General features: G+C 70.0%; 16 protein-coding genes. 6 read left to right on the top strand and 10 right to left on the bottom strand.

Annotation, left to right across the window (positions count from 1 at the left end):
• Positions 1-47 precede the first annotated feature (47 nt).
• Both CFB49_RS21210 and CFB49_RS21205 read left to right on the top strand, forming a co-directional pair.
• Positions 48-2,069 (top strand): BCCT family transporter, encoded by a 2,022-nt coding sequence (locus CFB49_RS21210; protein ID WP_089492229.1) that lies wholly within the window; start codon positions 48-50, stop codon positions 2,067-2,069.
• The gene (locus CFB49_RS21205) at positions 2,066-2,377 is read left to right on the top strand and encodes a hypothetical protein (protein ID WP_089492228.1); all 312 of its coding nucleotides are present in this window, start codon (positions 2,066-2,068) and stop codon (positions 2,375-2,377) included. Before CFB49_RS21210 ends, CFB49_RS21205 begins: the two co-directional genes overlap by 4 nt.
• Before the next feature lie 102 nt (positions 2,378-2,479).
• Here the strand turns inward: CFB49_RS21205 and CFB49_RS21200 are convergent, their stop codons facing one another.
• On the bottom strand, positions 2,480-3,328 hold the full coding sequence (locus CFB49_RS21200; RefSeq protein ID WP_089492227.1) for a class I SAM-dependent methyltransferase: 849 nt from the start codon (positions 3,326-3,328) through the stop codon (positions 2,480-2,482).
• Between the two features lie 163 nt (positions 3,329-3,491).
• Here CFB49_RS21200 and CFB49_RS21195 point away from each other — a divergent pair, with 163 nt between their 5' ends.
• The 3 genes from CFB49_RS21195 to CFB49_RS21185 all read left to right on the top strand — a co-directional run bounded on the left by CFB49_RS21195 (position 3,492) and on the right by CFB49_RS21185 (position 6,721).
• On the top strand, positions 3,492-4,955 hold the full coding sequence (locus CFB49_RS21195) for a metallophosphoesterase (RefSeq protein WP_089492226.1): 1,464 nt from the start codon (positions 3,492-3,494) through the stop codon (positions 4,953-4,955).
• Positions 4,952-6,346, top strand: a complete 1,395-nt coding sequence (locus CFB49_RS21190; protein WP_179234927.1) for a cytochrome-c peroxidase — start codon at positions 4,952-4,954, stop codon at positions 6,344-6,346. The genes CFB49_RS21195 and CFB49_RS21190 overlap by 4 nt, the downstream gene beginning before the upstream one ends.
• 96 nt (positions 6,347-6,442) lie before the next feature.
• A complete protein-coding gene (locus CFB49_RS21185; RefSeq protein ID WP_069616351.1) occupies positions 6,443-6,721 on the top strand; it encodes a hypothetical protein in 279 nt (92 codons plus the stop codon).
• Between the two features lie 54 nt (positions 6,722-6,775).
• Here CFB49_RS21185 and CFB49_RS21180 read toward each other — a convergent pair whose 3' ends face one another.
• Positions 6,776-8,269 (bottom strand): aminotransferase-like domain-containing protein, encoded by a 1,494-nt coding sequence (locus tag CFB49_RS21180; RefSeq protein ID WP_089492802.1) that lies wholly within the window; start codon positions 8,267-8,269, stop codon positions 6,776-6,778.
• Positions 8,270-8,473: 204 nt separating this feature from the next.
• Between CFB49_RS21180 and CFB49_RS21175 the strand changes: the two genes are divergently transcribed.
• On the top strand, positions 8,474-8,824 hold the full coding sequence (locus CFB49_RS21175) for a hypothetical protein (RefSeq protein WP_089492225.1): 351 nt from the start codon (positions 8,474-8,476) through the stop codon (positions 8,822-8,824).
• A gap of 109 nt (positions 8,825-8,933) precedes the next feature.
• Here the strand turns inward: CFB49_RS21175 and CFB49_RS21170 are convergent, their stop codons facing one another.
• The 8 genes from CFB49_RS21170 to CFB49_RS21140 all read right to left on the bottom strand — a co-directional run bounded on the left by CFB49_RS21170 (position 8,934) and on the right by CFB49_RS21140 (position 14,138).
• Positions 8,934-9,356 (bottom strand): DUF6691 family protein, encoded by a 423-nt coding sequence (locus CFB49_RS21170; RefSeq protein WP_069616349.1) that lies wholly within the window; start codon positions 9,354-9,356, stop codon positions 8,934-8,936.
• A 1-nt stretch (position 9,357) separates the two neighbouring features.
• Positions 9,358-9,792 (bottom strand): YeeE/YedE family protein, encoded by a 435-nt coding sequence (locus CFB49_RS21165; protein WP_069616348.1) that lies wholly within the window; start codon positions 9,790-9,792, stop codon positions 9,358-9,360.
• On the bottom strand, positions 9,782-10,132 hold the full coding sequence (locus tag CFB49_RS21160) for an ArsR/SmtB family transcription factor (RefSeq protein WP_069616347.1): 351 nt from the start codon (positions 10,130-10,132) through the stop codon (positions 9,782-9,784). The genes CFB49_RS21165 and CFB49_RS21160 overlap by 11 nt, the downstream gene beginning before the upstream one ends.
• A gap of 99 nt (positions 10,133-10,231) precedes the next feature.
• Complete coding sequence (locus CFB49_RS35865) at positions 10,232-10,366, bottom strand: hypothetical protein (protein WP_256979912.1); 135 nt, start codon at positions 10,364-10,366, stop codon at positions 10,232-10,234.
• 89 nt (positions 10,367-10,455) lie between these two features.
• Positions 10,456-11,724 (bottom strand): NAD(P)/FAD-dependent oxidoreductase, encoded by a 1,269-nt coding sequence (locus CFB49_RS21155; protein WP_089492224.1) that lies wholly within the window; start codon positions 11,722-11,724, stop codon positions 10,456-10,458.
• Positions 11,721-11,954, bottom strand: a complete 234-nt coding sequence (locus tag CFB49_RS21150) for a 2Fe-2S iron-sulfur cluster-binding protein (RefSeq protein WP_089436331.1) — start codon at positions 11,952-11,954, stop codon at positions 11,721-11,723. Before CFB49_RS21150 ends, CFB49_RS21155 begins: the two co-directional genes overlap by 4 nt.
• A gap of 127 nt (positions 11,955-12,081) precedes the next feature.
• Positions 12,082-13,209: an NAD(P)/FAD-dependent oxidoreductase gene (locus CFB49_RS21145; RefSeq protein ID WP_089492223.1), complete on the bottom strand. Its 1,128-nt coding sequence runs from the start codon at positions 13,207-13,209 to the stop codon at positions 12,082-12,084.
• On the bottom strand, positions 13,206-14,138 hold the full coding sequence (locus CFB49_RS21140; protein WP_069616580.1) for a 4-hydroxyproline epimerase: 933 nt from the start codon (positions 14,136-14,138) through the stop codon (positions 13,206-13,208). Before CFB49_RS21140 ends, CFB49_RS21145 begins: the two co-directional genes overlap by 4 nt.
• Between the last annotated feature and the right edge of the window lie 185 nt (positions 14,139-14,323).

The raw sequence follows: 14,323 nt of genomic DNA, 5'->3' as shown, positions 1-14,323 counted from the left end.
CGCCGGGCGGCGTCGCGCTTCGTTGCGCCCACAACTGGATGCCCGCCATGCCGGATTCCCGTCCCTCGCCTCGCACGACATTCAAGCCGCAGGTCGTTCTGCCCGCGCTCGTCGTCATCGGCGCGCTGCTCGTCGTGTGCGCACTGCGCCCGAGCGAAGCCGGCGCGCTGTTCTCCGCCGGCCAGCAATGGGTCATCGCACGTTTCGACTGGTTCTACGTGCTCGCCGTCACCGGCTTCCTCGTGTTTCTCGTGCTGATCACCGCCAGCGACTTCGGCAATATCCGGCTCGGCCCCGACGATGCCGAACCCGAATTCAGCTTCGTGTCGTGGACGGCCATGCTGTTCGCGGCCGGCATGGGCATCGGCCTGATGTACTTCGGCGTCGGCGAGCCGATGCAGCATTTCCTGAAGCCGCCGACCGTCGACCCCGGCACGCCCGCCGCCGCGCGCGAAGCGATGTTGATGACGTTCTTCCACTGGGGCTTCCATGCGTGGGCGATCTACGGGCTGATGGGGCTCGTGCTCGCGTACTTCGGCTTTCGCTACAACCTGCCGCTCACGCTGCGCTCCGGGCTCTATCCGGTGCTGCGCGAGCGCATCAACGGCTGGATCGGCCATACCGTCGATGCGTTCGCGCTGGTCGGCACGGTCGCCGGGATCGCGACGACGCTCGGCTACGGCGTGATGCAGCTGAGCGCGGGCCTGCAGACGGTCGCCGGCTGGGACACGGGCAGCAACCTGTTCCGCATCGGGCTCGTCGCGGTAGTCGTGATCCTCGCGGGCGTGTCGGCCGCGACCGGCCTCGACAAAGGCGTGCGCCGGCTGTCCGAGCTGAACCTGCTGCTCGCGTTCCTGCTGCTTGCGTTCGTGGTGGTCGCGGGCCCGACGGCGTTCCTGCTGCGCGCGCTCGGCGACAACATCGGCCAATACCTGTCGAGCCTCGTCGACCTGTCGTTCCGCACGTACGCGTACGCGCCGCCGCGCGAGGAAGGCTGGTTCGGCGGCTGGACGATCCTCTACTGGGCGTGGTGGGTGTCGTGGTCGCCGTTCGTCGGCATGTTCATCGCGCGCATCTCGCGCGGCCGCACGATCCGACAGTTCGTGATCGGCGTGCTGCTCGTGCCGACCGCGTTCAACCTCGTCTGGATGACCGTGTTCGGCAACAGCGCGATCTGGCTCGACACGCACGGCGCGGCCGGCGCGCTCGCGCAAACGGCGACCAACGTCGATGCGCTGCTGTTCCGCTTCTTCGATTTCCTGCCGTTGCCGCAACTGCTGTCGATCGTCGCGATCGTGCTGATCGCGGTGTTCTTCGTCACGTCCGCCGATTCGGGCGCGTTCGTGATCGACCAGATCGCGACGCGCGGCAACGCGCATTCGCCGGTCTGGCAGCGGCTGTTCTGGGCCGCGCTGCTCGGCGTGACGGCCGCGGTGCTGCTCGTCGCGGGCGGGCTCGGCGCGCTGCAGGCGATGACGCTGATCGCCGCGCTGCCGGTCGCCATCATCATGCTCGCGCTCTGTTACGGGCTGTGGCGCGGGCTCGCGGCCGACCGCGCACACTATTCGCAGGACGTTGCGCCTGCAACGAGCTTCTGGACCGGCCAGCACTGGCGCCATCGCCTGACGCACATCCTGCGGCAGACGACCGAGGCCGAGGCGCGCCAGTTCGTCGCGGAAACGGTCGAACCGGCGCTGCGCAAGGTCGCCGACGAATTGCGTGCGAGCGGCGTCGATGCGCACGTGCAGCGCGACAGCGACGATGCGGTGCGGCTCACCGTGCCGACCGCCGAACATCGCGATTTCGTATACGGCGTGCGCGTCACCGCGAAATCCGCGGCCGCGTTCCTCGTGCGCGAGGCAGCCGAACCGGATGCATCGCGTGCGCACGTCCATGGCATCGTCACGTTCTTCGAGGACGGCCGGCTCGGCTACGACGTCGAATACCTGCGCGGCGACGAGGTGATCGCCGACGTGCTGCGCCAGTACGAACGCTACGTGTCGCTCGCGGCAGACAAGCGCACGCACCTGCTGAGCCGTGCACCCGGACACGCGACGGAGGCCGAATGAGCGGGCTGCCGCACAGCCGCGCGGCCGACGTCATCGCGCTCGGCACGCTCGCGGTGCTCTACCTCGGCGGCGCCGGCATCGCGCTGTGGCGAATCCGCGCCGCGGCGCCGCTCGGCAAGGCCTACTGGATCGTCTGCGCGGCGCTGCTCGCCGGCGGCGCCGTCGCGATGGGCGGCAACCTGTCGCCGGTGCCGAACAGCGGCGCCATGCCGCCCGGTTTCGCGCTCGGCGCCGAGGCCGTCCTGCTCGGGCTTGCGCTGGTCGCCGGTGGCTGCGCGTGGCTGATGCTGCGCGCGCGCAAACGCTGACGCACGCGGGTCGCGCGGCCCCACTTCGCCACGCGGGCACGGCCGCCTGCCGGGCGAACGGGCGGCCACGCCGTTCCTCATCCGCTGCTTGCACGCTACATGTCATGCGGACGGCGCGCGCGCCGTCACGAGCCAGCACGCCGCCTCGAAGCGTACCTCGGCGCCATGCACGTACCGCTCGAACGCCGCGCGCATCGTGTCCACCACACGCCGCCGCGTCGCCTCGTCCGTCTCCAGCAACGCAAGGCCGACCGGGCCCAGCCGGGCAACGTAGTCGCCCAGCGCGGACGCCGGCAGCACGCACGTCCGATCGACCGGCTCGATCGCAACGTCGGCCCAGCCGCTGTCCGACAGCACCGACGCGACCCGCTGCCGGTCGCCGAACGCGAACTGCCCGGGCGCGCCCGGCTGCCGCGCACACAAGTTCGGCAGCAACGGCGCGGCCGCCCGCTCGGCCGTCGTCATGAACGGGTTGTCGGCCGCGCCGCGCCACACGACGAACCGCATCCGTGCGCCCGGCCGCGCCGCCTGCCGCAGGTTCGCGAACGCGCGCACCGGATCGTCGAAGAACATCACGCCGAGGCGCGACACGATCAGGTCGACGCTCGCCGGCTCGAATGCGTGCGTCTGCCCGTCCGCGCACACGAACCGGGCGCGCAGGCCGCTGCGTTCGGCACGCGCCCGAGCGGCGTCGATCATCCGCGCCGAAATGTCGATGCCCGTGCACTGCGCGTTCGCGTCGAGCCGCCGCGCGATCGCGAGCGTGACCGCGCCCGTGCCGCAGCCCACATCGAGCACGCTGCTGGCGGACGACGCTGCCGCGGCGTCCGCCAGCAGCGTTTCGAACGGCTCGAACATCCGGTCCATCGTCACCTGCGCATCGACCCATGCGCGCCCCGACGGACCGTTCCATAACGCGGATTGCGCTTCGTTGGGCCGGTTGGCTTCCATCGTCGATCCCCTTTCGTTTCATTGATCACGAACCGGACTGTGCTGCTTCAAGCCGGCTTGAAGTCAAGGGCGGCCGGCATGCGCGCCGTCACGCCCCGTTTTCACATTTCTTACATTCGCGCTGCGTATCGTTGACGACTTTCCTACGGTGCCTGCCCCTCCCATGCGACGATTCCTCACGCGCGGCCTGCTCGTGCGCTGCGCCCCCCTTGCTGCCCTCGCCGCGCTGTCCGCGTGCTCGAATCACATCGATACGCCGGACGATCCGGCCAGCGCGTCGGCCAACGTCCAGGCCGCATGGGTCGAGATCGGCGATGCGAACCAGGCGATCGCGCGCGTGATCACGAACTATGCGCCCGCGTCGGCCGGCGATCCGCTGTGCCCGCAACTGAACGTTGACGGCAAGGTATCGCGCATGGCACTGCGCGCAGCCGCCGCGACCGTCGCCCAACGGCCGACCGCCAGCGACCCGGCCGATTCGAAACCGTCGAGCTTCCCGGTGTCCGTCTGCGAAACCACGCTGCCGGCCGGCGCGCAGGCGGCGAGCGTCGCGGGCCGCACGCTGCCGCTGCCGAAAGCGCAGCCGCAGCGCATCGCGATCATCGCCGACACGGGCTGCCGGATGAAGAAGGCCGACAATGCATGGCAGGCGTGCAACGATGCCGCGATCTGGCCGCTCGGCACGATCGCGGCCAGCGTCGCGAAGCTGTCGCCCGATCTCGTGCTGCACGTCGGCGACTACCACTATCGCGAGAACGCGTGCCCGCCCGATATCGCCGGCTGCAAGGACAGCCCGTGGGGCTACGGCTGGGATACGTGGCAGGCCGACCTGTTCCGCCCGGCCGCGGCGTTGCTCGCGAAGGCGCCGTGGGTCGTCGTGCGCGGCAATCACGAGGAATGCGCGCGTGCGGGCCAGGGCTGGTTCCGCTTTCTCGACCCGCGCCCGTATTCGGCCGCACGCTCGTGCGACGATCCGGCCAACGACAACACCGCGAACTATTCGGAACCCTATGCGGTGTCGCTCGGCGCCGGCTCGCAGGTGATCGTGTTCGACACGGCGAAGGTCGGCCGCACGCCGCTGAAGACGACCGACGCGCAGTTCGGCATCTACCAGAAGCAGTTCCAGACGGTCGCGGCGCTCGCGTCGAAGGCCGGCATGACGACGACGATCTTCACGAACCATCATCCGATCCTTGCGTTCGCGCCGATCGCCGGCAGCACGCCCGCGCCGGGCAACCTCGCGCTGCAGTCGGTGATGTCGAGCCTCAACGCGCAGGCGTACTACCCGCCGGGCGTGCACGTCGCGCTGCACGGCCACGTGCACGATTTCCAGGCGATCAACTTCTCGTCCGGGCACCCGGCGACGATCGTGTCCGGCAACGGCGGCGACAACCTCGACGTCGCGCTGCCCGACCCGTTCCCGGCCGGCCTGACGCCCGCGCCGGGCGCGGTGATCGAACGGCTGTCGCACAACAACAGCTTTGGTTTCCTGATCATGGACCGCAACGCCGCGCCGGCGACGGGCTGGATGTTCCATGCGTATTCGGCGGCCGGCAAGCTGCTGGCGTCGTGCAATCAGTCGGGCAGGACACTCGCCTGCGACAAGACCGGGTTCATCGCGCCGTGACGGAAGAAGTTCGATGTGACGGCCGCGGCGAGCGTGGCCGGAGGACGCTGCAGCGCGTAGTCGCGGTCGTACTCGCCGGCCTGGCATTCGCGGCTCACGCCGCGCCGGCCGAAACGGTCCTGCTTCCCGGTGCGCCGCCGTCGCGGGTCGTCGACACGATCGGCAACGGCACGCCGCAGGTAACGGGCAAGATCGACGCGGCCGCCGCGCGCTTCGCGCCGGACCCGACGCTCGTCGCGCTCGGCCGCCGGATCTTCTTCGACCCGCGGCTGTCCGAGCCGCGCGGCATGTCGTGCGCGGGCTGCCACGATCCGGGCCGCGCGTTCGCACCGACGCTGTCGGCCGCATCGCTCGCGGGGCCCGGCGTGCCGGAGGGCAGCCGGCCCGGACGCTTCAGCCAGCGCAACGCGCCGTCGCTGCTGTATGTGCGCTACGTGCCGCGCCGCCACTTCTACCAGGACGACGATGCGCCCGCGCCGTCGCCGTTCGGCGGCCTGTTCAGCGACGGCCGCGCGGATACGCTCGCCGAGCAGATTCGCGGGCCGCTGTTCGATCCGAACGAGATGAACAACCGGTCGCCGGCCGCGTTGCTGCGCAAGGTCGATGCGACCGAGCTCGCGCCCGATCTCGCCGCGCGCTTCGGTGCGCCGGTGCGGCGCGATCCCGAGCAACTGGTGCGCGCGCTGGGCACGGCCGTCGAAGCCTATCTGCAGAGCGACGAGATGGCGCCGTTCACGTCGCGCTTCGACGCGTTCCTGCGCACGCGCAAGCCGCTCGCGCCGGCCGAGATGCGCGGCCTCGCGCTGTTCCGGAATCCGGACAAGGGCAATTGCATGACCTGCCATACGCTGTCGGACACGTCGAGCCGCCCGGAGCGCTCGCTGTTCACCGATTTCGGCTACGACGCGATCGCGGTGCCGCGCAACCGCGCGCTGCCGGCGAACCGCGATCCGCGCCATTTCGACAACGGGCTGTGCGACACCGCGCGCCGGCTGCGCTGGCCCGAGCCGACGCAATGGTGCGGCTACCTGCGCACGCCGGGGCTGCGCAACGTCGCGGTCAAGCAGACGTTCATGCACAACGGCGTGTTCACGACGCTGCGCGACGCGGTCGCGTTCTACAACACGCGCTCGACCGATCCCGGCTTCTGGTATCACGGCGCCAAGACCTTCGACGACGTGCCGGCCGCCTATCGCGGCAACATCAACGTCAATTCGACGCCGATGAACCGCCGGCCCGGCACGCCGCCGGCGCTGACCGACGCGGAAATCGACGACATCGTCGCGTTCCTCGGCACGCTGACCGATGCCCGCTATACCGGCCGGGCCGCGCCGGCCGCCCCTGCGGCCCCGGCGGCCCGCGTCGCGCGCACTGCCGCGCCGGTGCGCTGACCCTGGCCGAACGGCCAGCCGACGCGCCCCTGCTTGCGGTTCGCGCAAACACTGGTTATATTTACAGTACTGTATTTATGAACAGTGAGGTGCGCGATGGAACATCTGGTCCGTATCGTCAACGACACCGATCGCCAAGTACTGGCGTGGCTTCGCGCCCAGGTCGGCGATGCCCGCGTCGAGCGCGCGGCGCGTCAGCTCGGGCATACGCGCAAGCCCTTTCCGTCCGCCGTGTGCCGGTATCTGGGCATGAGCGTGCCGGCCACGCTGCGCCCGGCCGCCGCCCAGCCGCGCGCGGCACGCGATTTCTCGGTCGGCGATCGTTACCTGTCGCTGATTCGCCAGCACCTCGCCACGCATTCGGTCGGCCGATGAAATGGCGGCGGCTTGCCGCTTCGGTACCGCGTCCGGCCGGAGCACCCGTCGCGCTTACGCGGCCGCCATGGCTTCCCGTACGAGGCGGCCGAGTGTGTCGAACGCCGCCTCGTGCGCCGCATCGAATACGCGCGTGCAGACGAGCCGGATATAGCCGTCGAAACGGTCCGAATTCGAGAAGATCGAACCGGGTGCGATCTTGACTCCGTGCGCCAGCGCGGCGTCGAACAGCGCATCGGAGCGCACGCCTTTCGGCAACGCGATCCACAGCAGCATCCCGCCCAGCGGCTGGTTCATCCGCGTGCCGGCCGGGAAATGACGCGCAATCGCGTCGATCGTCACGTCGCGCTGCACACGCAACTGTTCGCGGAACCGGTGCAGGTGCCGATCGAACGCGCCCGAGCCCACGAATTCAGCCGCAACGGCCTGCAACAGTGCGGCGTTGTGCCGGCTGTGCGCGAATTTCAGCATCCTCACGCGCGCATGCCAGCGGCCCGCACTCATCCAGCCGAGTCGCATCCCGGGAGCCAGTACCTTGTTGAACGACGGGCAGTAGATCACCGTGCCGTCGCGATCCCATGCCTTGACCGGCCTGACGGCCTGCGGCGCCTCGACGAGCTCGCGATAAGGCTCGTCCTCGATCACGGCCACACCGTGGTGCGAACACAGCGCGACGAGCTCGGCCTTGCGCTCGTCGGGCATCACGCAGCCGAGCGGGTTTTGCAGGTTCGGCACGACGACCACGGCCCGGATGTCCGGATAGGCAACCAGCGCCACTTCGAGCGCCTCGATCGACAGGCCGGTCGTCGGGCTTGCCGGGATTTCGAGCGCCTTCAGGCCGAGGCTTTCGAGCAACTGGATCAGGCCGAAGAAGGCCGGCGATTCGATCGCGATCGTGTCGCCGGGCCGCGCGACCGCACGCAACGCGAGATTCACCGCATCGACGCCGCCGCTCGTCGACATCACGTCGTCCGGCGTCAGCGTCACGCCGTAGGACAACGCGCGTTTGGCCATCGTCTGCCGGAATTCGGGCGAACCGCCGACGGGCCCGGCGTCGGTCAGCAATGTGGGCTTGCGCCGCAGCAGCCGGATCGCCAGCGCCTGCAGGCGCTCGGTCGGATACAGCGCGGCGTGCGCGGATGCGCCGCCGAGATTCAACGCATCGGTCGCCGCGTTCGCACGGTCGATCGCGCGCGATACGCGTTCGTGCAGCCCCGCGAACGGCGGCTCGACGCTCAGCGGCGGCACGTCGCTTTCCGGCAGCGTGTCGAGCACGGCCGCCGTGCGGCGGCGCACGAAGTAACCCGAACGCGGCTTCGCGTCGCACCAGCCCGCATCCTCGAGCCGCCGAAACGCCTGGATCGCGGTCGACAGGCTGACGCCGTGCTGCGCCATGCACGCGCGAACGGACGGCATCCGGTCGCCGGGTGACAGCGTGCCGGCCGCGATGATGCGGCGGTAATGTTCGGCGAGCCGTTCGTAAAGCGGCTCGCCGTCCATCGGCAAAGGCGTGCGGGATGCGTCGGCGAAAATCGTCATGCGAACCATCGTGCCCGCGGCCGCCACCGCACGCCAGATACAGATCCGGGAAAAACCCACCGATACAGCAGCCCGAAATCGTCGCCTGCACCGCAACAGATTCCCGTCCCCTGAATCTGTCGTGCGCACGTCCGTTTCCCTAACCTGATTGCACGCTGTCGCCTCGTCGTTACGAGGCCGCGCAACCGGAGCAACCGGGAAAAGGGAATCGCCATGCGGACGCAACACCTCCGGCTCGACGCCGGGCAAAGCCACTTTGCGTGGTTCGACAAGGGCAGCCAGTTGATCGTGCTGGACGGCGCGCTGGCGGTCACGCTGCGCCACGCCGGGCTCGACTGGCTGCCCGATGTACCGCAATACATTCGCCGCGAACTCGACGAAGGCGAATGCCTGACGCTCGAAACCGCCGGTCACGTCGCGCTGTCGGCTCGCGGCAGCCGCGTGGTCAGCACGACGATCGTGGAACCGTCAGGTCGACGCGGCATGCTCTCGGTGTGGCGCGGCATCCTGCGCCGGCTGTCCGGGCGAGTGCACGGCGGCCGCCACATGAGCGAGCATGTCTGACATCGCGACTTGCCCGCCGCGGGAAACACAGGGAGGTCACCGCATCATCGCGGTGATCGATGAACGTGTGATGTTCCGAGCGGCCGCGTCCAGCGAGCTTGCCGCCGCCTCACCGCCCGTTCCGCCGACGCTCGATCCACTCGAACAGCGCCATCCCGGCCAGCATCGCGACGACGAACCCGATTCCCTTGGCTGACCCGAAGCCGATCGACACGATCGCGGGGCCCGGACAGAACCCGGCAATCCCCCAGCCGATGCCGAACGCTGCGCTTCCGGCGACGAGGCGAACGGTAATCGTCCGGGCGGCCGGCAACTGCATCGGCAGGCCGAGCCACGATCGTGTCCGGCGCTTCGCCCACGCGAACGCGAACACCGCGACACCGATCGCACCCGCCATCACGAACGCGAGCGACGGATCCCAGCGGCCTGCGAGATCGAGGAAACCGAGCACCTTCTGCGGATTGGCCATGCCCGACACGATGAGGCCGACGCCGAACAGCAGCCCCGCCAGAAACGCGAATCCTGCCTGCATGTCAGCCTCCCGGCACGTGCAGCCGCACGAAGACGGTCGCGAAGCCGGCAACCATGAAGGTCGCCGTCGCGACCACCGAACGCAGCGCCCCGCGCGATATCCCGCACACACCGTGACCGCTCGTGCAGCCGCCCGCGTACCGCGTGCCGATCCCGACCAGCAGCCCGGCCGCCAGCAATTCAGGCCAACTGGCGGCGACCTGCGGCGTCAGCCCGCTCCCGACGAAACGCATCGCGACGGGCGCGGCGATCAGCCCGGCGACGAACGCGGCGCGCCAGCCGCGCTCTGCGCCGCCCGCCGTCATCAGGCCGCCGACGATCCCGCTGATACCGGCAATCCGGCCGTTGAACACGACGAGCCACGCCGCCGCGAGCCCGATCAGCACGCCGCCGGCCAGCGACGGCCACGGCGTGAAATGAAGTGCATCAACCTGCATCGCGCGCCTCCTTCGCGGTCGCCCCGCAAAACTGCTCGTACAGCACGCCCATCATCGCGACCACGGCCGGACTGTCGAGCGAATAGCGGATCGTCTTGCCTTCGCGGCGCGTACGAACCAGCGCGTTGTCCCGCAATACACCAAGCTGCTGCGACAGCGTCGGTTGATGGATGTCCAGTCGCGCCTCGAGATCGCTCACGCAGCGCTCACCCTGCGACAGTTCGCACAGCAGCAGCAGCCGGTCGGGATTCGACATCACCTTGAGGAGCGCGCACGCCGATTCGGCGGCGGCGCGCATCTGATCGGGCCCGGGCAACCCGGCGGGAAGATCGTCGTTCATCGGAGCGGGAATACGATTAAAGAATCAATATTATATAAATTTATATATTGTTGTGTCCCGCTGATTGCAGGATCGGCAATCCGGCCGCCGTTCCGTCTGTCAGGCCTGCTTGCCAGCCGTCCCGTCGGCAGCCACCGCGCGTACCGCGCAGGCGCGAACCACGCCGAGCGCCAGCACGGCGACCGCCGCGATCACACATGGCGCGGCAACGACGGCGAACGCGGTCGACAGCATCGCGTCACCCGCCATCGATCCAAAGTGAAGCTGAAGTAAAAGACACGGCCCGGCCTGAACCGGGCCGCTTCACCGCGACGCTTCACGCGTCACGCACGGTCGCAGGATTCCGTGCCCTCGAGCATCAGCGTGCCGACCCGCGCGGGTACGAGCGGCGTGCGCGGCACCGGCGGCGTCCAGCCGAACAGCGCCTGCGCGGCCGCGCCGCACACGCGGCCCTGGCACGCACCCATCCCGCAGCGCGACTGCAGTTTGGCGGCCGTCCAGCCCGGTTCCCGCGCGACCGCATCGAACCGCACGTCTTCGCAACGACACAGCAGCGTGTCGGGTCGCGCGAGCCGGCGGATCGGCTCCCGGATCGCGAAGCGCTCGCGCACGGCATCCGCGAAAGCCTGCCAGTGCGCGCGCCGTGCGATCAGAGCGGCCAGATGTGCGGTCTGGCCGGTCGCCGCATAGCCGGCGATCTCGCCTTCGACCATCGCCAGCTCGCTGCCACCGACGCCCGTGCACTCGCCCGCCGCGAAACATCCGTCGCGGCTCGTGCGCTGGTGCGCGTCGACCGCCACCGCGCCGTGCTCGATCCGGCATCCGAGATGGCTCGGCAGCACGGTATTCGGCACGAGGCCGAAGCCGCACGCGAGCCGGTCGCAGTCGACGTCGAATTCGCGATCGCCCTGGCGAATTCGCACGCGTTCGAGCCGCTGGTCGCCGAATGCCTCGACGACGTACGCATCGGGCCGATACGCGACCGTGACGAGCTTCGCGGCCTGCGCGAGCTTCGACGGCCAGCGCCACAGCCCCGCGCCGAAGCCGGCCACGTCGCCCCATGCGGCCTGTTCGAGCACGTGCGACACGCGCGCGCCAGCCTGCCGGGCCGTCGCCGCGCTCGCCAGCAGCAGCGGCCCGCTGCCCGCGATCACCGTGCGCTGCCCGCGTACGTCGAGCCCGTATTTGATCAGCGCCTGCAAGCCGCCCGCGCCGGTCACGCCCGGCAGGGTCCAGCCCGGAAACGGCAGCAGCAGCTCGCGGGCGCCGCAGCAGAGAATCAGCGTCCGGAAATCGAGGAGGAGCCCGCGTTCGTCGTCTTCGAGCAGGAGCGTGCCCGGCTGCGTTTCGGCGACGATGCGCGTCCCCGCAAGATGCGTGACGTTCGGCTGCCGCAGCACCGCGAGGCGTTCGGCGGCGGCCGGCGTCGGTGCGGCTGCTGCCGGCTGCCGCCAGATCTGCCCGCCCGCCCGCGGGTTGTCGTCGACGATCGCAACGGTCGCGCCGCTTCGCGCGGCGGCCCGCGCGGCCGACAGCCCGGCCGGGCCCGCGCCGACGATCGCGACGTCGACGCTCAATCGTTGCTGTTTCATCGCGTGCGCCCCACCTGCATGCCGTCGCGGCACAACGTCTGGCACGCGAGCCGGCGCCGGCCGTCGATCGTCATCCGGCATTCCTGGCAGATGCCCATCCCGCAAAACGGTGCTCGCGCCGCGCCCGTGCACGACACGCGCGTCGTGTCGTCGCCGCTCGCCGCGACGGCGGCCGCGACGGTCGCACCGTCGGCCACCGTCAGCGCGCGGCCGTCCAGATGAATGATCATGCCAGCCTCCGCCGGGCCGTCCCAAGGAGGTCGACCGCCCCCGCGAGGGGCGCCTTGCATGGGACCGGAGTCAGCGCTGAAGCGCCAACTCCGGTCGACAGCGAACAAAGTGAGCGTGGGGGTCGTTTCATGTCAGCGCTCCGGTGACGAGGGACGCGCTCAGGAAGCGTCCCGGCAGATACGGTTCGATATCGATGGACGGCCGCTCGCCGGCCATCAGCGCGGCGACGAGCCGCGCGCTGCCCGGCGCGGTCGTCACGCCGAGCCCTTCGTGCCCGACCGCGAGCCACACGCCCGGCCGCGCCGGGTGCTCGCCGAGCAGCGGCAGGCCGTCGGGGCTCGCTGAGCGGAAGCCGGTCCATGCGCGGATGCCGTTCAGGTCGGCCAGATCCGGCAGATAGCCGACCGCGCGGCGCAGCATGCGCGCGAGCACCGGCGGCTCGACCTGCGCGTCTTCGGTGTCAAACTGGCGCGACGAGCCGATCAGCAGCTGGCCGGTCGGCCGCGGCTGCACGTTGAACGCGACCGACGTGCCGTCGCTTGCGTGCGCGCTCGCCGCATAGCCGAGTTCGACGAGCTGGTGCGACACGTGGCCCGGATAGCGGTCGGTAATCAGCAGATGGCCCTTTTTCGGGCGCAGCGGCAGTTCGGGCAGCAGCGTGCGCGCCGCGACGCCGTTCGCGACGATCACACGCTCCGCGCGCAGCACGTCACCGCTCGCGAGCGTCACGCTGGGGCCGTCGATCGCGACGGCCCGCTCGCGGCGCAACGTGATGCGCGGCGCGCGCTGCAGCAGCCAGTTCGCGGTGACGGGCGCATAGAGGATCGCATCGCCCGGAATCTTCAGCGCGCCGCCGAGGCCCGCGCGCAGCATCGGCTCCAGTTGCGCGAGCGCAGCCGCGTCGATCAGCTCGCCGGCCACGCCGTTGGCGGCGAGCGTCGCCTGCTTCGCGCGTGCGAGATCCATCTCGTGCGCATCGGCCGCGAGCCACAGCGTGCCGCAGTTGCGGTATGCGCAGCCGTCGGGCATCTCGCCGCTCAACGCGCGCCACAGTTCGATCGAGTAATGGCTCAGCGCGAGTTCGGCCGCATTGTCGTCCATCGCGACGAGGTGCCCCATGCCCGCGCCGGTCGCGCCGCCGCTCGCGTCGTCGACGACGAGCACGCGCAGCCCGCGCTGCGCGAGTTCGTGCGCGCACGCCGCGCCGACGATGCCGGCGCCGATCACGACGACGTCGGTCTTCGTTTCGCTCACGACCCGATGCCCCAGCCGAACGGATCGTCTTCGTCGATCAGCAGCGTCGCTTCCGCGCTCAGGTGCGCGCTGCCGCGAATCGTCGGCACGATGCCGCCGTCGGCCAGCTCGTAGCTCGCGTGGAACACGCTGCCGATCACGCTCGCCTGCCGCCACACGGCGCCCGGCGCGAGCTTGCCGTCGGCCGCGAGGCACGCGAGCTTCGCGCTCGTACCGGTGCCGCACGGCGACCGATCGTACGCGAGGCCCGGGCACAGCACGAAGCTGCGGCTGTCATGCGCGGGATCGTCGGCGAACAGCTCGATGTGATCGATCTCGCCGCCGTTCGCGCCGGTGACGCCCGCGCGTTCGAGCCCTTCGCGCACGGCCGACGCGTACGCGGTGAGCGCCGCGACGTTGTCGCCGGCGACGCGCTGCCCGTGGTCGCTGATCAGGAAGAACCAGTTCCCGCCCCACGCGACGTCGCCCTTCACGGGGCCGTATCCCGGCACGTCGAGCGCGATGCCGTGTGCGTGGCGATACGCGGGCACGTTGCGCACGCTGACCGACAGGTCGTCGTGCAGTGTCGCCTCGACGGTGCCGACCGGCGTCTCGATCCGGTGCACGCCGGGCGCGATGCGTCCCATGTGATGCAGCGTGCGCACGACGCCGATCGTGCCGTGCCCGCACATCCCGAGATAGCCGCTATTGTTGAAGAAGATCACGCCGGCCGCCGCGTCGGCCGACACCGGGTCGCACAGCACCGCACCGACCAGCACGTCGCTGCCGCGGGGCTCGAGGATGCACGCGGTGCGATAACGGTCGTGCTCGCGCGCGAGCACGTCGCGGCGCTCAGCCATCGTGCCGTTGCCGAGCGATGGAAAGCCGGACACGACGAGCCGAGTGGGTTCGCCGCCCGTGTGCGAATCGATGATCTGGATGCGCTTCATCATGAGCCGTCCGAAGTGGGGAAAGGAGCATAGCTTCCTCCGTCGCGCGTCCGTCCGCTTGTGGCTTTTCGATGAGGACGACGACGAAATCGGCATAGTGCGACGCACCCTTCCCGCCCCTGCCGGCCGCTGTGCCGATTTCGTCATTTTGCTCCGCGATACGACTCAAGCGTGATGGGCGTTTG

Source organism: Burkholderia sp. AU17457 (assembly GCF_002223255.1).
Taxonomy (GTDB): domain Bacteria; phylum Pseudomonadota; class Gammaproteobacteria; order Burkholderiales; family Burkholderiaceae; genus Burkholderia; species Burkholderia sola.
The sequence above is the reverse complement of the archived record's forward strand: the minus strand, read 5'-3'. Positions and strand labels throughout refer to the sequence as shown.